This is a genomic window from Acinetobacter soli, assembly GCF_000760595.1.
GTDB lineage: Bacteria > Pseudomonadota > Gammaproteobacteria > Pseudomonadales > Moraxellaceae > Acinetobacter > Acinetobacter soli.
In genome coordinates, this window is record NZ_BBNM01000004.1 from 106,432 (window position 1) to 127,068 (window position 20,637).

The following is a 20,637-nucleotide window of genomic DNA, read 5'->3' on the forward strand; positions in this document are numbered from 1 at the left end:
AGCAGTTGCTCGGCGTATTTAAAGACGCTTATGGGCAGCAGAGAATTTACTCTGATATTTTGTGTGGTACTACAGTTGCTGTTTTGGGCAAGGTTATCCATACAAAAACAGATAAAATCACGAACATCACGCCTGCAATACTCAGCACAATACTATGCGATGCAGTAAATGCATTTGCAGCCGCAGCCATTACATCATGTGCCAAAGTAGGTTCGAGCATCTTTACTGCTTGAACTGCCTCTCCAACCGAAGCTGACGCTGTTTCTACCCACTGTATAGGCAGATTTTCTGGTAAAACGATTGCACGCGTGTAGAAAAATGACAGCATAAGGCCAAAAATTGCAATGCCTAATCCGGCTCCTAACTCGTAGGCCATACCCTCAATTGCACCCGCCGCAGTGGCTTTATGAGGTGGGACAGAAGACATAATTGCTGCCGTAGAAGAAAGTAGTGCAATTTCAACGCTAATTCCCATTATCACCATCCAAGCCCAAGCTTGCATATGTTGTGTATCAAAGTTGATTGACGCTAGACCAAAAAAACTAAACCCACATGACAGCATTCCGAGTGTTGCCACTGGCCTTAAACCATAACGGTTCATCAAAACACTGGCAAAAGGCCCACCCACACTAATTGCCACCATAAACGGTACAATAAACAAACCGGCCTCAAGGGGTGAATAGCCATACACAAATTGCAACTCTTGCGAAAGCAGTAGTTCAAATCCGACTAACGCAATCATGGCCACCATCGCCATGATGACACTGGTTGAAATCACCGGATGCTTAAATAAGTGTACATCAATCATCGGCGCTGGCGTTTTTAGTTGATGACGAATAAAGCCAGCAAGGAGTACAAAACCTGCAAGCATGACCATAAAAATTGTCATGCTTGGTGCATGCATCGCGGTTTTGGCGGCATAGATTAATGTCAGAATAGCCACGACCAAGATCAACGCCTGAAATAGATTCAGGGCTTGTTTGTGTTGTATGTGCTGTTTAGGCACCCAAAAAGCCGTGAGTAGAATCACTGTCATAATAATTGGAACGTTGATTAAAAATACTGCGCCCCAAGAGAAATGCTCCAGTATAAAGCCGCCGAGCAATGGTCCAAATGCAGCACCTCCTCCTCCGACTGTTCCCCAGATACCTAGCGCATAATTACGCTGTTTTTCATCTAAAAATGTGGTTCTTAATCCTGAGAGCGTGGCAGGTAAAATCATAGCTGCACCTAAGCCCAAAAGCGCCCGTGCTGCTATTAGCAGTGCTGCAGAATTTGCAAAAGCAGCCAGTAAAGATGCAAGACCAAAAATGGAAGCCCCGACCAGCATGAGGCGCTTAAATCCCATTCGGTCGCCTAACGCCCCCATTGGTAAAATTAAACCTGCCATAATGAGTGAATAAATATCAATCACCCACAGCATTTGGGTGCTCGTGAGCGCCAAATCTGCACTAAGCGTTGGAATAGCGACATGCAATACTGTTGCATCAATCGATACTGGTAAATAAATAAGGACGATGATCGCCAAGATCATCCATTTGCGGTACATAACTCACCCAAATTAAAGTTGGACACTTGTTCAAGTTGATCTTATTATATTCAAACTTGAACATATGTCCAACTTTATTTATGATAAGACTTGTATGTTTCACCACTATGGATGACATGAATTATTTAAATCGAGAAGAAAGACGCGCCATGATTTTAAGTGCCGCAAAACAGGTGGCCCTACAAGATGGACTAAGTGGATTAACGGTTCGACGCGTGGCTGCTGAGGCGCAGGTTTCTACAGGTCAAGTTCATCATCATTTTCAGTCTAGCTCTCACTTAAAGGCCGAGGTTTTTGTCGAACTGATGGATCAGCTTAATGAAATTGAAGATGGCATCGAAACCAGTAATCAAATGGCACGAATTCGCTTGATCTTAGGCTATGAAGATACTGAACAGACTCAGGCATATCTCAGATTGTGGAACGAAGCTGAAGTATTGATGCAACAAGATGAACAGATCCGCTTGGCCTATCAACTGACCATGCAGCACTGGCATGCAGCACTGATAAAAGAAATCAAAACAGGTGTTATGCTTAAGCAATTCAAAGATTTAACCATGCCCCAAATTCATGAAGTGGCATGGCGTCTGATTGCATTTGTTTGTGGGCTAGACGGTATATTTAAAATTGGCTTGCAAGGTTTTGAAGAAAGCTCCTTTAAACATCATGTACAGATTATGCTGGACTATGAGTTACTGGCTTCAAAACATTAAAACCAGCCTTTTTTACCCTTTAAAAATAAATCCGCACAGCGTAAGGTTTCTTGAGTCAAACTCCACAAGCGATAATCCCCTGTAATTGATCCGATTTTGAAATTATGAACATATGCGAAACTGAGATTGCGTTCTGGATCACACCATGCACCAGAACCGTTATAGCCAATGTGTCCAAATCCATGTTTGGCTCGCTTCCCCAGTGTAATTACGCGGTGATAACCTAATCGCCAATACATTGGTATTGGCATGACCTTGTCTCTAGAAAAACTCTGAATTGTGCTGAGCTGTTTAAAAACCGCAGGTTTGATCAGTGTTTTATCTTCAAAACGGCCTTGATTAGCCAGCATTGCATACATCTTACTTAGGCTATTTGCAGTAAAAGCACCATTAGCAGCCGGAATGATGGCTTGTAAACCTTCATCGCTAAAAAAACTGAAATGACGCATTCCTTTAGGCATCATGGCATCTTGAAAATCTTGCGGGTTTTGGCCTGTCCATGTCACCAATTTATCCATTACACTCGTTTTCTTTTGCTGGTGAGATGTTTTGTGTACTGGCGTTCCGACTTTTTCTACAGACTTTACTGGCGCAATGAGTCTTGCCACACGCGAAAGTTCAGAAACTGGTACGCCAAAATAAGCACCATCTAATTTCAACGGCTCGACTAGATATTTTTGCATCAAGTCTGGAAGTGTTGCCCCTGTTGCCTTTTCTAGCACCCCGCCTACCAGCCAACCAAATGTTAATGCCTGGTAAGCTTGAGCATGGGTCGCTGTAAATCGAGGTGCTGTGCTTTCAAAGACTTCTAGCATATGCGGCCAGTCCAGCATTTCACTGGCATCTTGGATCGAGTTTCGAATATCGTATAAACCGCTTTGATGACTCAGAACATCTCTTAAGCTAATCTTTTGCTTGTTCTGCTGAGCAAATTCAGGCCAGTAATAGGCAATTGGTCGGTCATATTCCAAATAACCCTCACTCACGAGGATATGTGCCAATGTTGCAAGTACGCCTTTACCCGTTGAGTAACTGACAGAAAGCGTATTGGCATCCCACAACTCATCACGAGATTTTTTACCCGTAAAAATATCGACAACTTTTTGTGTTCCGAAATAAACGGCGAGTGCCGCTCCTCCTTGATCAGTTCGGGCATCTTGTAAACGACTAAAATGCACTGCCAGATCATGGAATCGCTCATCTAGAATACCGTGATAATTTTGAGTATCGGCTGAGAAATATTGAGTTAGTGTATTCACTGTATGTCCCTATTTTTATTATTGTTACATTCCCGGCACATCACGATATGTACCGGGAAGAATTGTTTAAAGGCTTTTCACTTGGCCTGAAACATGTGGCTTTTGAGAACGCTGATTCCGAATCAAGAAATCGGTTTCAGAAGGATTTGATGCCGTTAAAAACTCAACGGTCGATGGCAAAAATAGCGGCAACTTAAACCAAACATCTGCTTCATAGGCCGAAGGTAAATCAATACTGGCCAAAGCACGTGCTTTGCTCCACATGCCGTGAGCAATTGCTTGCTTAAAGCCAAATGCCTTTGCTGTCATCGCATGAATATGGATCAGATTATAATCACCCGAGATTTTGGCATAGCGGCGCCCTGTGTTTTCAGCAACCGTCCAGACATCTTGAACTTCATAATCAGGTAATTGAGCTTCTTTGGTTTTTTCGGCTGTACTACTTGATGTTTTTTGGCGAGAAAGATAAGTCGTGATTCCTTCCATCACCGTCTCTGCTCCCACCTTCACTGTGGTGATAAAATCAAATTGCAGGCCTTTATCATGTGGCTGAATATCGCCAAATCGACATGAAAGACTCAGTGCTTCATTAACGCCAATTGGACGAGTTTGCTTGATCTGATTACGAATATGCACCAAACCCAGAATCGCAAAAGGAAAGTTTTCTGTCGTCATCATGTGCATTTGCAAACTTTGTGACAACACTGCCAAATAGATTGCCGGAATTGTATCGTCGCTTTTAAATCCACAGACTTGATTGTAATCATTTAAATGATCTTGATCTATTCGAAAGGAGTCGACAACATATTCCACTTTAGGCAATACACGCTCGCCTTTGGGTTTTTTAAATACCAAACCTTGTATGACTTTCGGATAAGCCAAATAGGCTTTCGGCAGTTGACTAAAATGACGCGTATTCATAACGAACCTTTTCATTAAAATGTATTTGTTTTTAAGTCTGTGTTTATGAAAAAGGGATGTTCTTACATCCCTCTTTAACCCTCATTATGCACCGAGCAGACTCTGACCACAAACCCGAACTACATTTCCATTCAGACCAGTGGATGCACTTGATGCAAACCATGCGATTGTCTCGGCAACATCAACAGGTAAGCCCCCCTGATTCATCGAGTTCATACGGCGCCCAGCCTCACGGATAGCAAACGGAATAGCGGCTGTCATTTGTGTTTCGATAAATCCTGGCGCCACTGCATTGATGGTGATTCCATTCTTCAAAATTGGTGCAGTAAATTTAACCAAACCAATCACGCCAGCCTTAGACGCTGCGTAATTGGTCTGACCCAAGTTGCCTGCAATCCCGCTGATTGAAGAAACACAGACAATTCGACCATTTGCATTCAAGCCATCATTTTCGAGTAAATAGTCGTTGATTCGCTCTGCTGCGCTCAGATTAATATTGATTACCAAGTCCCAAAGCTCTGGTTTCATGTTGGCCAGCGTTTTGTCGCGAGTAATACCTGCATTGTGCACAATAATATCAAGGCCGCCATTTTTTTGTGCAGCCGCTTTTATTTTTTCGCCTGCATCGGCTGCCGTAATATCAAGCCCGAGAGCAGAACCAGAGATATCGGCAGCAACCCGGTCTAAATCAGCCTGTTGTTGTGGCACATCAAGGCAAATGACATGCGCACCATCACGTGCCAAAATATGGGCAATTGCTTCACCAATACCACGGCTTGCTCCCGTCACCAAAGCAGTTTTACCTGCAAGTGGCTTGTTCCAGTCAACTTTTACAACTTCTGCTTTAGAAATACGAATCACCTGACCAGATACATAAGCAGATCGCGGCGAAAGTAAGAAACGCAATGTAGACTCAAGATTGTTGGCTGCGCCTTCATCGACATAAACCAGTTGCGCAGTGATTCCTTTTTTAAACTCTTTTCCTACAGATTTTACAAAGCCTTCAAGAGCTCGCTGCGCAATCGCCTGTTTCACCGTTTTGGCAGACTCCGGTGTGGTAGCCACGACAATCACACGACCTGAACCTTCGATTTGACGGACAATCGGATTAAAAAATTTATGTAACTCGTTTAATTGTTCTGAGTTTTGAATTCCTGATGCATCAAAAATAACGGCTTTGAATCGAGATTCTTTATCTCCAGAATTAAAAGCACGTAAGTTTAAGCCCACTTGTGCAGCAGCCTGCTGAATATCGGTATTGTTGCCTGCATAACTGTCTGCATGAATGATACTGAGCACATTGGCTATAGCAGAAGATAAAACACCTTCAGGTGCTGCACCAACCAATACAGCACCACGAATCACTGGCTGACCTTGCTCGAAACGATCCAATACCACGGGCGATGGCAAGCCGAGATTCTTCACAACGAATTTACCGATTGGCGATTGAGTAAATGCTTGGTATTGATCAATCATCTTAATAATCTCTCATGCAAATTAATTTTTAAACATGTTCACAAGCTACGCGTTCCACATCATTGTGTTGTAAAGGTGTTAGCTCGATCGCATTGTGGATTTGAATAAAATAATACTTGAGTTAATCTTGATATGTGTTGACCCGAATACAATCTACAATGTCATTCTAGTCAATACAGGTCTATTTTAATTATGTTAATGTACCGTCAATAACATCATAATCATGCTTGGAAAAGCCTTATGAGTAAAACAACTCCAGAAAAATCGGCAGTCGAAAACTCTACTCAGGATGATGTGTCAAATACATCAAAACCGAAAGCGCGAAGCACCTCGCAAACACGTCGTACCAGTCGAACCTCATCTGCGGCTGACTCGTCGACAGCTAAAAAAAGTACTGAAGCGACAGCAAAGCCAAAGCGTGCCAGTTCACGTGCTAAAACCGCTTCGGCAGGTACACAAGCCAAATCTTCTGCAAATACTTCAACATCTAAAAAAACGTCTGCTCAACAGGATCGCATCATGAGCCAAACTTCTATCCGTCGCGTCGCCATTATTGGTGGTAATCGTATTCCATTTGCACGTTCTAACGGTGCGTATTTTAAAGCGTCCAACATTGACATGCTGACTGCTGCACTCAATGGTTTAGTTGAACGCTATAAGCTTCAAGGCACACGTGTGGGCGAAGTGGTTGCAGGCGCTGTTTTAAAGCATAGCCGTGACTTTAATATGACCCGTGAATGCGTACTTAATACTCAATTGGCTCCTGAAACACCAGCTTACGATTTACAACAAGCTTGTGGCACTGGCTTGCAGGCAGCTTTTGCTGTGGCAAATAAAATCGCGTTGGGTCAGATTGAGGTCGGTATTGCGGGCGGTGTAGATACCACATCCGATGCCCCGATTGCATTTGGTGATGGCTTACGTAAGGCTTTACTTGAGCTCAACATTGCCAAAACAGCGAAAGATCGTTTAAAGGCATTGGCTAAAATCAACATTAAAGACTTGATGGATGCTCCTAAAAACGGTGAGCCTCGCACTGGGCTGTCCATGGGAGATCATGCGGCCATTACCGCACTTGAGTGGGGCATCGAACGTCAGGCTCAAGATGAACTTGCCGCCTCTTCACATCATAAAATGGCCAAAGCCTACGATGCTGGTTTCTTTGACGATCTGATCACACCGTTTATGGGTTTAACGCGTGACAATAACTTACGCCCAGATTCATCAGTAGAAAAACTGGCCAAACTCAAACCTGTATTTGGCAAGGGCGAAACCGCCACCATGACTGCGGGTAACTCGACACCACTGACAGACGGTGCATCTGTAGTTTTGCTGGCATCCGAAGAATGGGCAAAAGCCAACGGTCATGAAGTACTGGCTTATTTAAGCTTTTCAGAAACTGCGGCCGTTGATTTTGTGGGTAAAAAAGAAGGCTTACTCATGGCACCGGCTTATGCTGTTCCTCGTATGCTTGAACGCGCTGGTCTGAAATTACAAGATTTTGATTACTACGAGATTCATGAAGCCTTTGCATCTCAAGTGCTTTCGACCCTTAAAGCATGGGAAGATCCAAAATTCTGTAAAGAACGTTTAGGTCTTGATGCTCCTTTAGGCTCGATTGACCGTAGCAAACTGAACATTCATGGTTCTTCATTGGCTGCTGGGCATCCATTTGCCGCAACGGGTGGACGCATCTTGGCGACCGCAGCGAAAATCTTGAATCAGAAAGGTTCTGGCAAAATTCTAGTGTCGATTTGTGCCGCAGGCGGTCAAGGCGTTGTCGCGATCGTTGAAAAATAAACATAAAAAAGCGCCTACAACAGGCGCTTTTTTTTACGATGAATGCTGCGGTGCATAACCTAAGCGTTTCTCAATCGCGTCATAGCACCACTGAAAAATAAAGGTATACACCAAAATACACAAGGTCAAACCTAAATCTAAAATAAATGCATCGAGCAGGCTTAACTGCATCATATAAGCAATCATTGGAATCGTAGCAATGAGAAGTCCACCCTCAAACCCGATCGCATGCAATATACGCACACCAACTGTCCGCTTCCATTGTAACCGATGTTCAACTTTCTCAAAATAATGGTTGAAAATCATATTCCAGATGACCGACGTCACCGCCATAAAAATACCGAGCATTCCGGTTACTTCCATAGGCATATCAAAAATAAAGCTTAATGCAATCGCAATGATGACCAACAAGATCCCTTCATAGCTAAATGCATGAACAAGTCTTCTTTTGGAAATCAACATTTTTAAACACTCTTTTATTTGGATAGATTGCATTTTATTTTTATAATTCTGATAAATCTAATTAGGTTCTTTCAACTTTTCTGACAGATGAATATTAATCAAGAACAACTCATCATTTTTCAAAGCGTCATGGAAACCGGTTCATTTTCAGCAGCAGCCAGAAAATTGGGCAAGGTTCCATCCGCGGTAAGTATGTCGATTGCCAATATGGAAATTGACCTCAACTTAAATTTGTTTGAACGTAAAGGACGCGAACCAGTTCCTACACCTCAGGCACATGTTTTATATGAAAAATCAGCACAGCTTTTGATTGAGATGAATCAATGGAAGCAACAGGCGTTTGCCTTAAGTACTGGTTTGGAATCGGCACTGAATATTGTGATTGTGTCTGAACTATTACACACGCATTGGGTCGACTATATACGCCTGATTGAACAAAAATTTCCGACTTTACAAATTAATATTATCTCAGCGCCTCAAGAAGATGCTCTGGCCATGCTACTCGATCAAAGCGCGCAACTGGCTTTTATGTTTGAACGTGAACACCTAGACCATCGTGAACAATTTGTAGAAATTAAAAAAGAAGCGCTGGTTGCTGTCGCTGCAAATGAACACTGTTTGGCGCAACTTGATCAGGTCAGTTTCAAAGATCTGGTGCAGCAGCGGCAAATTGTGGTGGCAAGTCGTGATAGTAAAATCAAACCCGAACTGTTATTTTCCAAGCAGTATTGGCGTACAGATAACCACCACTCGGCCTGTATGATGATTTTAGGTGAGTTGGGCTGGGGTGTATTACCTAGTGAAATGTTTATTGAAAATCCAAAGCTATCTAATCAATTAAAAATATTAAATATTTTAGATTTCACGCCTAAATTTGAATATTATATCGATTTGGTTTGGAGCCGCGAAAGTAGTCTTGGCGTGGCTGCACATTATCTGATTGATCACTTGCAATTGCAGAGAAAACGAGCAAAAGATTAAATAGTCATTGGGTTCACGCAAGATTATGCTATAACTAAATGCATCCGAATTCTTATATAAAGACGCTTGAAACAATGACACAATCTGCCCTCGATCAATTAAAAAAATGGACTACAGTGGTTGCTGATAGTAGTGATCTTGATGCAATTCAAAAATTTCGTCCTTTGGATGCAACCACAAATCCCTCCCTGATTACGGCTGCCGCCAGCATTCCTGACAATAAAGCGTTGATTGAAGCCGCGTTTGATCAAGCCAAGCAAGAAGGCTATCAAAACGATGAACTCATCGAACGTACCATTGATATTTTGACTGTTAAGTTTGGTGTTGAAATTTTAAAACTCATCGAAGGTCGTGTCTCTACCGAGGTTGATGCTTCGTTGTCTTACGATACCGAAGCAACAATTGCAAAAGCGCGCGAACTTTCTGCCTTGTACCATCAGTATGGTATCGATCAGTCTCGCGTACTGATCAAGATTGCATCTACTTGGCAAGGCATTCAGGCAGCCAAAGTTTTAGAAGCTGAAGGCATTGCGTGTAATCTTACCTTACTGTTTGGTTTACATCAGGCACAAGCCTGTGCAGATGCCAATGTAACCCTCATTTCGCCTTTTGTTGGACGCATTTTAGACTGGTATAAAAAAGCTGAAAATGTCGATCACTACCCAATCGAACAAGATCCGGGTGTGCTTTCAGTTAAGAAAATTTATAACTACTACAAGCAACAAGGTATCAAAACTCAAGTCATGGGCGCGAGCTTCCGTAGTACCGATCAGGTACTTGGCCTCGCTGGTAGTGATTTACTGACCATTGCCCCTGCACTTTTGGCTCAGCTTGAATCGGATACCCGTGAAATTAAGCCAGCACTCACAATTGAAGCCGCGCAGGCAGCAGATCCAGTCGAACGCTCTGCACAAACCGAACAAAGCTTTAGAGAAGAGCTTGAACATGACTTAATGGCATTTCAATTACTTCAAGGCGGTATCGATGGCTTTATTAAAGCACGTGAACAGTTGACTCACCTATTGCGTCAATCATTTGGAATCGATGCTGAAATTCAAGCCTAATAGGTGAATATTCACATAATTTGACCAGTTTTTGTTATAGTACAAAAACTGGTTTTTTATGGACTTCGTGTTGTGTTGGGGATCACGGATTTAACAACCTATATCATAGGGACGCTTTTTATTGTTCTTTTGCCGGGGCCAAATTCCCTATATGTGATGTCCATTGCATCACGTTATGGTATTCAAACTGGATACCGAGGCGCAATGGGTATTGTCACAGGCGATGCAATTTTAATTTTGTGTACGGTTCTGGGCGCAGCGTCGTTGATGCATGCTTTTCCCTGGATTTTTACAACGCTTAAAGTGATAGGCGCAGCATATCTGTCCTACTTAGGCTTTAAGCTGCTTCAAGCCAGCTATCTACGTTATAAAAATCGTCATATTTCAATGCCTGAAATGACTGACCTACCAAAACTCGATCAGATTCACCCTTATCGAACTGCGCTGAGTATCAGCCTGCTCAATCCCAAAGCAATCTTGTTCTTTTTGTCTTTTTTTATCCAGTTTGTAGATCCGGATTATCCCTACCCGGCGATTAGCTTTATTGCTCTTGCAATTATTTTACAATGCATTAGCTTAGGCTATTTAACGGCGCTAATTTTTTCAGGTGTTCGACTTTCTGATTTTTTTAAATCAAAACATAAAACATCCGCTATCTGCATTGCTCTGGTAGGTGTGCTGTTTTTTGGTTTTGGACTGAGGCTTGCCACATCAACATTGTAATCTTTGAACCTGTTTTCTGTTCAATGAGATAGTTACACTGAGTTTTAAATTTAATGTGTCTCTATGAAAGACACTTCACTCACAAACAGATGATAAATATTGAATCATGCGTACATTTCTTCGTGATTTTACTCTTCCGGCTGCTTTTGCAGGATTTGTCACTTTTCTCATCGGGATTAGCGTATCCTCGGTATTAGTGATACAGGCCGCACAGATTTTAGGGGCCACCACGAGCCAGATTACCTCCTGGTTTTGGGCGTTGGGCATTGGAATCGGTGCTTCTGGTCTGTTTTTATCTTGGAAGTTTAAATATCCGGTCGCGACATCATGGTCGACCGCAGGCTTGGCACTGATCATAGCGACTGGCAGCGGTTACTCCTTACATGAAGCGATTGGCGCATTTTTGCTATGTGGTGTGTTAACTGCATTATTAGGCTTTTTAGGTATCTTTGAGAAAGTACTGGCGCATATTCCACAAAGCCTCACCAGCGCGATGCTGGCCGGTGTGTTGCTTAAATTCGGGATTGCACTCTTTGCCAATATGCAAAACGACTGGCAGTTTATTATCAGTCTGCTCGCAATCTATGTTATGAGTAAACGTATCTGGCCACGCTACTGTATCGTCATAACCGTGGTCGTTGGTGTAATTCTGTGTCCTTTGTTTATGACTTTCCATCCACCTGTTTTGCATTGGGATTTAGCAAAACCTGAATGGATCACGCCACATTTTACAGGTTCTGCCATTTTGGGTTTGGCCTTACCACTTTTTGTAATTAATGTGGCATCGCAATATTTGCCGGGTATCGCCATGATCAAAAGCTATGGCTATACACCTCACGTTAATCAACTGATTGGATGGACCGGTGCCACCCAAGCCATTCTTGCACCTTTTGGTTGCTACACTGTAAATATTGCCGCCATCAGTGCGGCGGTAAGTCTAGATGATCAAGTTCATCCAGATCCAAGCAAGCGCTATATTGCAGGCATTAGCTGTGGATTTTTCTATATATTGATGGGCGTGTTCGCCGCAACCTTAACCAGCTTACTGATGTCATTTCCTTCGTTATTTATCATTGCATTGGCGGGTATTGCACTGTTTGGGACGATCAGTCACAACATTGCCCTGGCATTTCACGATGTGAATGACCGCGAGGCGGCACTGCTCACTTTTTTATGCAGCGCCTCGGGAATTCAGTTTTTTGGTATCGGCTCTGCCTTTTGGGGTTTAATTGTAGGCATCATCGTGATGATCATCTTTAAGTTAAAACTTAAGAAAAGTCTATCTTAAACCTCATCATATGTATGCTGCTTATGCCATGGTATTTTTATCCCAATAGGCCTGTTGTACTTGCGGCACCTGATTGATCTGTTTAATGATTTCATTCATTTCAACTGGATCAATCGAGGTCGCAATCAGTGTCGCTTCAATTTCAATGTCATTTTCGCCAAAGGGTTCGACATCTAGGTCTTTTAATGGATAATTAAAATGATGCAAGATTTCGGTCAATTTATACATCACCAATTTACGATGACTTTTATTAGACGTTAGGTAAATGATATGCGTCACTTCAGATTCTGCATCTAGCGGCTGGCGATCAATCATATTCACCAAGGGTCGCAGTAATGTGTTGGCGGCCAGAATAAATGCTGTCGCGACCAATGCCTCCACAATCAGATCAGCTCCTGCGGCTGCGCCCACAGCGGCTGAGCACCAAAGTGTAGCCGCTGTATTTAAACCATGAATGTTACCTTCTTGGCGCATAATTACACCTGCACCTAAAAAACCAATCCCTGACACCACGTAAGCAATGACCCTCACAGCGCCATCCGACGCTGACAGGTTATTTGCAATATCGACAAAAATTGCAGCGCCAAGCGCAACCAAAACGTTGGTTCGCAGCCCGGCTGTACGCTGTCGGTATTGTCGCTCGAATCCTATCAATCCACCCAAAATAAATGCGGCTGCCAGACTAATTAAGGTATCGGCCATATTGGACACACTGGTATTTTGTAAAAATTGTAAAGTCATGCTGTTTCTCTTATTGCCAGCCATATCGACGGATATAAATTTGTTTGATGAATTGAGTCAAACACATATAAGCAAACAAAATAAAAGGCAAATATACAAAGTAAATCCAAGGCAATGCTTCAAGCTTTAAGTAGCTTGCCAGAGGTCCCATTGGTAAAAAAATACCAATTGCACAAATAATTACCGTCATGATCAACAGTGGCGGAGCTGCGCAACTTTGAATAAACGGTATTTTTTTGGTTCGAATCATATGCACAACCATGGTTTGCGTGAGTAGTCCCACGACAAACCAGCCAGATTGAAACATGGTTTGCTGCGCTGACGTATTGGCATGAAAAATAAACCACATCATGCAAAAGGTCAGAATATCAAAGATGGAGCTAATCGGACCAAATACCACCATAAAGCGCCCAACTTCAGAAGGCTGCCAGCGCTGCGGTTTTTTTAGTTGTTCTTCGTCCACATGATCAAACGGAATAGCAATCTGAGATACATCGTAGAGTAAGTTTTGTACCAGTAGATGAATCGGTAGCATAGGTAAAAATGGAATAAAAGCACTCGCAACCAATACCGAAAAAACATTACCAAAATTTGAACTGGCCGTCATTTTGATATATTTGAGCATATTGGCAAATGTTCGACGCCCTTCAAGCACACCGTTTTCAAGCACCATCAAACTCTTTTCTAGTAAAATCAGATCGGCAGATTCCTTGGCAATATCCACTGCTGAATCGACTGAAATGCCAATATCTGCAGCACGTATTGCGGCAGCATCATTGATTCCATCCCCCAAAAATCCGACCACATGTCCATTCGCTTTTAGCTGATCGACAATACGTTCTTTATGAATAGGACTTAGTTTTGCAAAAATAGTATGCTGCTCAACCGCAACTTTAAGCTGCGCGTCGGATAGCATTTCGATTTCGCCACCAAGAAGTACCTTGTCATGGGCAATCCCGATTTCACGGCATATTTTTTGTGTGACGAACTCGTTATCGCCCGTTAATACCTTCACAGCTACACCATGTGCATGTAACTGCTGGATGGCAGGTCGAGCTGACTCTCTCGGTGGATCTAAAAAGGTAAGATAGCCCATCAGAATCAGATCACATTCATCTGCCACAGAAAAACTTTCTTGATGCGTATCAATATTACGGTATGCAACTGCTACAACACGCAATCCTTCGCGGTTGTAGTTTTGCGTTATGGTCTGTATCTCATGGCGTAACGCTGGGCTAAGCTGTTTAATCTCGCCTTGTAGCTCAACATGCGAACATACTTTTAAAATTTCCTCAACGGCTCCCTTGCTGACCATACGCACTTGGGCTTGTGGCGTACGCACAACAACAGACATCCTACGGCGTTCAAAATCGAAAGGTACTTCATCTAGCTTTTTAAAGCGTAGTTTTTCAAACTTCATGTCCTGATCAACCGCTTCTAATACGGCCACATCCAACAGGTTCTTAAGCCCCGTTTGGTAATAACTGTTTAAGAATGCCTGCATTAATACGGAATGCGATTTTTTACCAAGCACATCAACATGATGCGAAAGAAAGATTTTATCTTGCGTTAATGTGCCTGTTTTGTCTGTACACAGCACATCCATAGCACCAAAATTTTGTATAGCATCTAGTCGTTTTACAATCACTTTTTTACGCGATAAAAACACTGCTCCTTTTGCAAGGGTTGACGTCACAATCATGGGAAGCATTTCAGGCGTTAAACCCACCGCAACAGATAAAGCAAACAGCACAGCCTCACCCCAATCCCCTTTGGTGAAGCCATTGATAAACAAAACAATCGGTGCCATTACCAACATAAAACGGATCAGTAACCAACTGACTTTATTTACCCCTAGCTGAAAAGAAGTCACTGCATAATCAGTTGCCGTCACGCGATGCGCCAGCGCACCAAAATAAGTTTGAATGCCTGTACTCATCACCACTGCACGCGCTGTTCCGGAGACAACATTGGTACCCATAAACAGTAAATTGTCGAGTTCTAAAGGAGAATTTATGTCTGATGTATGTGCAGCTGCATATTTCTCCACAGGCATCGATTCACCTGTCATGGCTGCTTGCGAAACAAATAAATCTTTTGCCGTCAAAATTCGACAATCGGCCGGAATCATATCGCCAGCTGAAAGTAAAATAATATCGCCAGGCACCAAATACTGAATCGGTATTTCAAATTGAATACTTTTTAATTGCTTCACCTCAACGCCATAACGTTGCTTGATCAAAATCTGATCTTGAGTATTGACGTTATGGCGCAGCACCATAGCCGTATTGGTCACCATTGCTTTAAGCGACTCAGCAGCCTTGTTGGATTTAGATTCCTGCCAGTAACGTAATAAGGTCGATAGTGACACCATAATAGTGATGATTAATCCACCAGTGAAATCATCAGTTAAAAAAGCAACAAGCGCTAAAAGACTAAGTAGCACATTAAAAGGATTACGATAGCAATACCATACATGCTGCCACCAAGTGAGTGGCTTTTCCTGAGCAACTTCATTCAAACCATGTGTCTGTTGCTGTTGATACGCGTGCGCTTCTGTTAAACCATCTTGCGCTGTATGTAATTTTTCTAAAAGCTGACTCATTTCCATTTGAGCATTAGTCTTCAGCTGTTGCGATAAAGCCTGTCCAATTTCTTTGGCATAACTTGATTGATGCATTTCTTTAAAAGAACGATGTCGCTCAAAAAAACGCTTAAGATGAAATGTTTGCAAAAATCGAGTAAATAGACGTTGCCATAGATCATATTTCATAAAAGATCTCCTTTTTTCAGGCATACGAAGTCGTGACTTTTTTATGTAAAAAAGCCGTTTGTTTAGAGATGTGTTTACAATGTAAAGAAAATAAAAATTAAGGCGTAAAGCTCAGGCCAAAGCCAAACCATCGCTGTCGAAAATCTTGTAAGCGCTGGCCAAATAAAAACTCTAAACTCAAAACATCTGAAAAAACATGATGTATAACAGCTTGAGTAAGTGGCGCCTGACGGTCTTGATTAAAAAACTCTAAACTGATTCCTGTATTTTGGGTGAGCCCAATATCCATTGCTGTGCTCCAACGCATCAAATCGTCATGCGATTGCACCTTTTGATAGCCAATATTGCTATACAAATGGATGTGTCCATCATTGAGTGAAACAGCAGAAGGAAAATTGAGAAACCAAGCTCGTTGGTCCCCTACCGGTGAATCATTTTTTGTTGTGCTAAGGCTTGCGGCAAGCCCCCAGCGTTGCATGGGCACCAATACCGATTTAATTTGCGCAGACCATGCTGTCGAGTTGGCTGTGGCAGAGGTGTTCGCATATCCAAGTGATGTTTCTACGCCTTTCACTACTTGGCAGGCTGTATTGAACTGTGAAACAGTTGCTGATGGCTTAGATGCCACAACAGAAGTCTCAAGCTGGCAATGGGCATACGCTGTGATCTCAGGATCATCAGTATTTAAAAGCGGGCTTGCGTGTACATATTGCACAAACAAAATACACAGCCACGCACATAAGCATTGCATGCTCAAGAGTTTTAGTAACGAAGCATGTAACCACATAGGCTTCTCCCAGATCACAGGAGGCCTAAGCAAGAAGACGACATTCTGCCCAGCAAAAAATGCAGACGGATAAGAAGAACATGATGAAAAATGATAAACAGGCTATCTCATTGCAAGATAGCCACCCTAAATGTGTACTAACTTGCTCAGAGAATAACGCGCTTAACCGTTTGACAGCACAACCTCGAACAACTTCCCACTTAGGGTCTCCTCGTATTAAATTTGCACGTATTATATTTCTCTAAAATTAATTTACAAGACGTGCATTTAAAAATTTTAGCGGTCTATAGCTCGCGAACCACCACTGTTTTGGCCATTTTGTCATGCCAGCCTTGCTTCTTGCTATCAAAAGCGATCCAGAAAAAGCCCAAAAATAAAACCAAAGTTGATGGAAAATAACCAATATAGCGCAAAATAGCTTGCCCCCATGTTAAGGGATGTCCCGTTTGTTCATCGAGTACTTTTAAGCGCATCAAACGTTTGCCAGGTGTTCCTTTTAAAAAAATCCAAAACAAAATGGAATAAATAAATGGAAAAACGTAGTTGATGATTGCATCAAACCAAGGCGAAGATTGTCGATCACTTAATCCAGTCGAAAAGATCAAATCCATATCGCCATGGTAAAAAATCCAAGCCGCAGGAATCACTGCAAGCAAAATAATCAAGGTATCAATAACTGTTGCACCTACACGCAACCAAAATCCCGCATATTCATATTTATAGGTCATGATGATGTCTCATTATTGTGTTTTAGATTTTTTAAACTAAAAATGATCATGATTTCTTATTTGTGCAGACCTCAAAAGCTTTAGACACATGTTGAGGTCTGTTTACAACTTATGTTAATTGTTCAATTTCAGGATAAATTCCGGTTCCTTCTGGCCACGGCGTGAGTAACTCAAAACCTGTATCAGTCACCGCCACCATATGTTCCCATTGTGCAGATAAAGATTTATCCGTAGTTACCACAGTCCAGCCATCACTCAATTCTTTCACATGCTGTTTGCCCGCATTTACCATCGGCTCAATGGTAAATACCATCCCCTTTTGCAATACCATGCCCTGATTCGGTTGACCATAGTGCAGAATATTCGGCTGTTCATGATAGACCTTTCCAATTCCATGACCACAATATTCACGCACAATGGAATAACCTTCAGTTTCGGCAACTTTTTGAATGGCATGACCAATGTCGCCCAAAGTAGCGCCAGGTTTGACACTGAGTATTCCGGCACGCATCGCATTATAAGTGGTCATCACCAGTTTTTTTGCTTCTGGTTGTACATCTCCCACCAGATACATGCGACTGGTATCACCAAAATATCCATCTTTAATAATCGCAACATCGATATTGATAATATCGCCATCTTGTAAAATTTTACTTGGCGATGGAATACCATGACAGACTACCTCATTGACTGAGGTACAGATGGTCTTGGTAAAGCCGTGATAGCCGACATTTGCTGGAATTACGTTCAGCGTATTTACAATAAAATCATGACAACGTTGATCAAGCTCATCTGTACTCACGCCAGGCTTTACAAATTGACCGATCATTTCAAGCACTTGAGCAGCCAAACGCCCAGATACACGTAGATGTTCTAAGTCTTGCTGGTCTTTAATCGTTACAGTTGATGCACGCATGTAATTACCCTCGGTCGTATCCGACTTATTATACTAGTTTTGAGAATCATTAACATAACTATCATGGAATGGTTCAATTTCCAATTCGGCACAACACAATAAAAACTCAAAATAGATTAATATTTGCACATTTAATGTAAATTTGATGAATAAATGAATAAAAATTTTATTCGCAATAAAAGTTTGAAATTAAAAATGTTGGCAAAGATATCAAGTATATAAATTAAACAGTGTGCTTTTTTACTAAACAATCAGGCAGCAAATAGGTGTTTTTATTAATTTTTGGGCCGTGCGAATTGCACAAAAATGGCTCCTTTTGCTCTAAAATTCGCGCTTCTTTACTGCGTCTCACCTTTTTTATGACTAGTCTTCGTACTTCAGATATTATTGCATTGGGGTTTATGACCTTTGCTCTATTTATTGGGGCTGGCAATATTATCTTCCCACCGATTGTTGCACAACAAGCAGGTGAACACGTCTGGCTGGCTGCTGCAGGATTCTTGATCACTGCAGTGGGTCTACCAGTCATCACGATTATGGCCTTGTCTCGTATGGAAGGTTCAATCGCGATGATCAGCTCACCACTTGGACGTGTTTTCAGCTTAATTTTGACCGTTGTGTGTTATCTGTCTGTCGGTCCACTTTTTGCTACTCCACGAACTGCCACTGTTTCGTATGAAATTGGCTTTTCATCGTTTTTTGGCACATCTGCAAGCAGTTTGCTGATCTACAGTATCGTGTATTTTGCTGTAGTGACTTTGGTTTCATTGTATCCAAACAAACTTCTCGATACCGTTGGCCATGTACTGGCGCCTCTTAAGATTTTCGCCTTGGCGATTTTAGGTATTGCTGCGGTTGCAATTCCATCAGGTTATATCCCACCAGCCATCAACAACTACGTCACCAACCCGGTGTCGGAAGGTTTTGTAAATGGCTATTTGACTATGGATACTTTGGGTGCGCTGGTTTTTGGTATCGTCATTATTCAGGCGATTTACTCGCGTGGTGTACGTGATCCGAAACTGGTTACACGTTATGCTGTCATTGCCAGCATTATTTCTGGTATTGGTTTAACACTGGTTTATTTAAGCTTGTTTAAACTCGGCTTAGGTAGTCATGAAGTTGCACCAAATGCGAGCAACGGTGCTGTGATTTTGCACGCTTATGTGCAGCATGCCTTTGGAAACCTAGGTACTTGGTTTTTATCTGGCCTGATTTTCCTTGCCTGTATGGTGACCGCGATTGGCCTCACCTGTGCATGTGCTGAGTATTTCGCGCAATTAACCAAACTTCCTTACAAATTATTTGTATTTGTGCTGGTCGGTTTCTCGCTTATTATCTCAAATCTTGGTTTGACTAAACTGATTGCGGTGTCGGTACCGGTGCTGACTGCAATTTATCCACCTGCAATTGTGGTGATTATGCTGAGTTTCTTCTGGAAATTCTGGAAAAAACCATCCAACGTTGTAGGCCCTGTAACTGCATGCTCATTCTTGTTTGGTATTATAGAAGGCTTAAAAACAGCCGGTTTCACAGATGCACTTCCATCGTTTGTGCAACATTTGCCACTCAATGAGCAAAATTTAGCATGGTTGATCCCATCTTTAGTGGTACTCGTCATTTCTATTGTGATCGATAAAGTGAAAAATTAATCGTTTTCACCCATCGTCAATGTAAGCGCGTGCTTTATCCAAGCCGCATCTTGCAATCAATAAAAATGCCGTCGTTTTTACCCAAAACAGGCATTTTTTATTTGATACTGATAAAAATTCTAAAACTATCTTTTCTGGCTCATTTTTTGCTTAACAATAATGAAGCATCTACGTGACACTTTTGTCGAATATTGATCGCGTTATTCCTATCGTATACTGAAGCTACACTTTAAGATGCTTTAATATTTTCGAGCTAAATATTATTATTTTTCTTGAATAATGATGCAGTGTATTATCATTTTTGTATATCGAGTGAAAAAATAATAGTATCAACTCTTGAAATAGAATCTAAATCGCAGTACAACAAATGATATAGCAATTCGCTACTGTGATTTAAACGTAAATAAACAACATGGGAGGGGTGGAGATGTCATCAATACATTTCAATAAGCAAGTCTTCATTAACACTCTGAAGACCTCAAATATGGTCGTATATGGAGTAACCACGTTTGCTCTGATGCTTACGATCATGTTTCAAGGCATGATTAAGGGTAACTTAAAGCCCGAATACTTTGGCTATGCCTTGATCGTATCTTTCGCCTTCTGTGTATGGGCTTTCGTCGACCATAAGTTTCGAAAACTGGGTGCCGAAAGAGCCAAATCTAAATTAGAAAAAATGGATGAGTAATCATCCATTTTTTTCATCTGTTTGAGCTTAAATTACTTACTCACTTTTATTATTTTTATTTTTTGACCATTTTTGCCAATTGCCCTTCTCTCTTATTTAATCTTATATGTTCTATT

The 20,637-nt window shown here is 41.9% G+C and carries 18 protein-coding genes; 8 read left to right on the forward strand and 10 right to left on the reverse strand.

Annotation, left to right across the window (positions count from 1 at the left end):
- Positions 1–46: 46 nt before the first annotated feature.
- Positions 47–1,549: a SmvA family efflux MFS transporter gene (locus Aso01_RS06440; RefSeq protein WP_004937320.1), complete on the reverse strand. Its 1,503-nt coding sequence runs from the start codon at positions 1,547–1,549 to the stop codon at positions 47–49.
- A gap of 116 nt (positions 1,550–1,665) precedes the next feature.
- Here Aso01_RS06440 and Aso01_RS06445 point away from each other — a divergent pair, with 116 nt between their 5' ends.
- Positions 1,666–2,262, forward strand: a complete 597-nt coding sequence (locus Aso01_RS06445; RefSeq protein WP_039909916.1) for a TetR family transcriptional regulator — start codon at positions 1,666–1,668, stop codon at positions 2,260–2,262.
- Here the strand turns inward: Aso01_RS06445 and Aso01_RS06450 are convergent.
- The 3 genes from Aso01_RS06450 to Aso01_RS06460 form a co-directional block, all read right to left on the reverse strand.
- Entirely contained in the window at positions 2,259–3,521 is a 1,263-nt protein-coding gene (locus Aso01_RS06450; RefSeq protein WP_004937316.1) for a serine hydrolase domain-containing protein, read from the reverse strand. The genes Aso01_RS06445 and Aso01_RS06450 overlap by 4 nt on opposite strands.
- Positions 3,522–3,587: 66 nt before the next feature.
- Positions 3,588–4,442 carry a MaoC family dehydratase gene (locus tag Aso01_RS06455; protein WP_004937314.1) on the reverse strand — a complete coding sequence of 285 codons (855 nt, stop codon included), beginning with the start codon at positions 4,440–4,442 and terminating at the stop codon, positions 3,588–3,590.
- Between the two features lie 84 nt (positions 4,443–4,526).
- The gene (locus Aso01_RS06460) at positions 4,527–5,918 is read right to left on the reverse strand and encodes a 3-oxoacyl-ACP reductase (protein ID WP_004937313.1); all 1,392 of its coding nucleotides are present in this window, start codon (positions 5,916–5,918) and stop codon (positions 4,527–4,529) included.
- Between the two features lie 240 nt (positions 5,919–6,158).
- On the opposite strand from Aso01_RS06460, the gene Aso01_RS06465 reads away from it, so the two are divergent.
- A complete protein-coding gene (locus Aso01_RS06465; protein WP_004937311.1) occupies positions 6,159–7,718 on the forward strand; it encodes an acetyl-CoA C-acetyltransferase in 1,560 nt (519 codons plus the stop codon).
- A 33-nt stretch (positions 7,719–7,751) separates the two neighbouring features.
- On the opposite strand, the gene aceI is transcribed toward Aso01_RS06465, so the two are convergent.
- Positions 7,752–8,180, reverse strand: a complete 429-nt coding sequence (aceI, locus tag Aso01_RS06470) for a chlorhexidine efflux PACE transporter AceI (protein WP_004937309.1) — start codon at positions 8,178–8,180, stop codon at positions 7,752–7,754.
- A gap of 87 nt (positions 8,181–8,267) precedes the next feature.
- Here aceI and aceR point away from each other — a divergent pair, with 87 nt between their 5' ends.
- The 4 genes from aceR (at position 8,268) to Aso01_RS06490 (ending at position 12,236) form a co-directional block, all read left to right on the forward strand.
- Positions 8,268–9,161, forward strand: coding sequence for an HTH-type transcriptional regulator AceR (gene aceR, locus Aso01_RS06475; RefSeq protein WP_004937308.1), 894 nt, complete (start codon positions 8,268–8,270; stop codon positions 9,159–9,161).
- A gap of 74 nt (positions 9,162–9,235) precedes the next feature.
- Positions 9,236–10,225, forward strand: coding sequence for a transaldolase (tal, locus tag Aso01_RS06480; protein WP_004937306.1), 990 nt, complete (start codon positions 9,236–9,238; stop codon positions 10,223–10,225).
- 72 nt (positions 10,226–10,297) lie between these two features.
- On the forward strand, positions 10,298–10,948 hold the full coding sequence (gene leuE, locus Aso01_RS06485; protein WP_004937305.1) for a leucine efflux protein LeuE: 651 nt from the start codon (positions 10,298–10,300) through the stop codon (positions 10,946–10,948).
- A gap of 106 nt (positions 10,949–11,054) precedes the next feature.
- A complete protein-coding gene (locus tag Aso01_RS06490) occupies positions 11,055–12,236 on the forward strand; it encodes a benzoate/H(+) symporter BenE family transporter (protein ID WP_004937303.1) in 1,182 nt (393 codons plus the stop codon).
- 21 nt (positions 12,237–12,257) lie between these two features.
- Here the strand turns inward: Aso01_RS06490 and Aso01_RS06495 are convergent, their stop codons facing one another.
- The 5 genes from Aso01_RS06495 to map all read right to left on the reverse strand — a co-directional run bounded on the left by Aso01_RS06495 (position 12,258) and on the right by map (position 18,181).
- Positions 12,258–12,977 (reverse strand): MgtC/SapB family protein, encoded by a 720-nt coding sequence (locus Aso01_RS06495; RefSeq protein ID WP_004937301.1) that lies wholly within the window; start codon positions 12,975–12,977, stop codon positions 12,258–12,260.
- Positions 12,978–12,987: 10 nt separating this feature from the next.
- Positions 12,988–15,750 (reverse strand): magnesium-translocating P-type ATPase, encoded by a 2,763-nt coding sequence (mgtA, locus tag Aso01_RS06500; RefSeq protein WP_004937299.1) that lies wholly within the window; start codon positions 15,748–15,750, stop codon positions 12,988–12,990.
- A 97-nt stretch (positions 15,751–15,847) separates the two neighbouring features.
- Positions 15,848–16,537, reverse strand: coding sequence for a PA4824 family protein (locus Aso01_RS06505; RefSeq protein ID WP_004937297.1), 690 nt, complete (start codon positions 16,535–16,537; stop codon positions 15,848–15,850).
- Positions 16,538–16,821: 284 nt separating this feature from the next.
- Complete coding sequence (locus Aso01_RS06510) at positions 16,822–17,265, reverse strand: RDD family protein (protein ID WP_004937293.1); 444 nt, start codon at positions 17,263–17,265, stop codon at positions 16,822–16,824.
- A gap of 109 nt (positions 17,266–17,374) precedes the next feature.
- Positions 17,375–18,181: a type I methionyl aminopeptidase gene (map, locus tag Aso01_RS06515; protein ID WP_004937291.1), complete on the reverse strand. Its 807-nt coding sequence runs from the start codon at positions 18,179–18,181 to the stop codon at positions 17,375–17,377.
- A 359-nt stretch (positions 18,182–18,540) separates the two neighbouring features.
- Between map and brnQ the strand changes: the two genes are divergently transcribed.
- Together brnQ and Aso01_RS16005 are read left to right on the forward strand one after the other, a co-directional pair.
- The gene (gene brnQ, locus Aso01_RS06520; RefSeq protein ID WP_025095157.1) at positions 18,541–19,833 is read left to right on the forward strand and encodes a branched-chain amino acid transport system II carrier protein; all 1,293 of its coding nucleotides are present in this window, start codon (positions 18,541–18,543) and stop codon (positions 19,831–19,833) included.
- Positions 19,834–20,260: 427 nt separating this feature from the next.
- A complete protein-coding gene (locus Aso01_RS16005; RefSeq protein ID WP_004937288.1) occupies positions 20,261–20,521 on the forward strand; it encodes a hypothetical protein in 261 nt (86 codons plus the stop codon).
- Positions 20,522–20,637: the final 116 nt, after the last annotated feature.

What these genes read in the sequence shown, in the direction of transcription:
- Aso01_RS06440 (WP_004937320.1), bottom strand. Translation starts at nt 1,549, where the DNA reads ATGTACCGCAAATGGATGATCTTGGCGATCATCGTCCTTATTTATTTA.
- Aso01_RS06445 (WP_039909916.1), top strand. Translation starts at nt 1,666, where the DNA reads ATGAATTATTTAAATCGAGAAGAAAGACGCGCCATGATTTTAAGTGCC.
- Aso01_RS06455 (WP_004937314.1), bottom strand. Translation starts at nt 4,442, where the DNA reads ATGAATACGCGTCATTTTAGTCAACTGCCGAAAGCCTATTTGGCTTAT.
- Aso01_RS06460 (WP_004937313.1), bottom strand. Translation starts at nt 5,918, where the DNA reads ATGATTGATCAATACCAAGCATTTACTCAATCGCCAATCGGTAAATTC.
- Aso01_RS06465 (WP_004937311.1), top strand. Translation starts at nt 6,159, where the DNA reads ATGAGTAAAACAACTCCAGAAAAATCGGCAGTCGAAAACTCTACTCAG.
- aceI (WP_004937309.1), bottom strand. Translation starts at nt 8,180, where the DNA reads ATGTTGATTTCCAAAAGAAGACTTGTTCATGCATTTAGCTATGAAGGG.
- aceR (WP_004937308.1), top strand. Translation starts at nt 8,268, where the DNA reads ATGAATATTAATCAAGAACAACTCATCATTTTTCAAAGCGTCATGGAA.
- tal (WP_004937306.1), top strand. Translation starts at nt 9,236, where the DNA reads ATGACACAATCTGCCCTCGATCAATTAAAAAAATGGACTACAGTGGTT.
- Aso01_RS06490 (WP_004937303.1), top strand. Translation starts at nt 11,055, where the DNA reads ATGCGTACATTTCTTCGTGATTTTACTCTTCCGGCTGCTTTTGCAGGA.
- Aso01_RS06495 (WP_004937301.1), bottom strand. Translation starts at nt 12,977, where the DNA reads ATGACTTTACAATTTTTACAAAATACCAGTGTGTCCAATATGGCCGAT.
- mgtA (WP_004937299.1), bottom strand. Translation starts at nt 15,750, where the DNA reads ATGAAATATGATCTATGGCAACGTCTATTTACTCGATTTTTGCAAACA.
- Aso01_RS06505 (WP_004937297.1), bottom strand. Translation starts at nt 16,537, where the DNA reads ATGTGGTTACATGCTTCGTTACTAAAACTCTTGAGCATGCAATGCTTA.
- Aso01_RS06510 (WP_004937293.1), bottom strand. Translation starts at nt 17,265, where the DNA reads ATGACCTATAAATATGAATATGCGGGATTTTGGTTGCGTGTAGGTGCA.
- map (WP_004937291.1), bottom strand. Translation starts at nt 18,181, where the DNA reads ATGCGTGCATCAACTGTAACGATTAAAGACCAGCAAGACTTAGAACAT.
- brnQ (WP_025095157.1), top strand. Translation starts at nt 18,541, where the DNA reads ATGACTAGTCTTCGTACTTCAGATATTATTGCATTGGGGTTTATGACC.
- Aso01_RS16005 (WP_004937288.1), top strand. Translation starts at nt 20,261, where the DNA reads ATGTCATCAATACATTTCAATAAGCAAGTCTTCATTAACACTCTGAAG.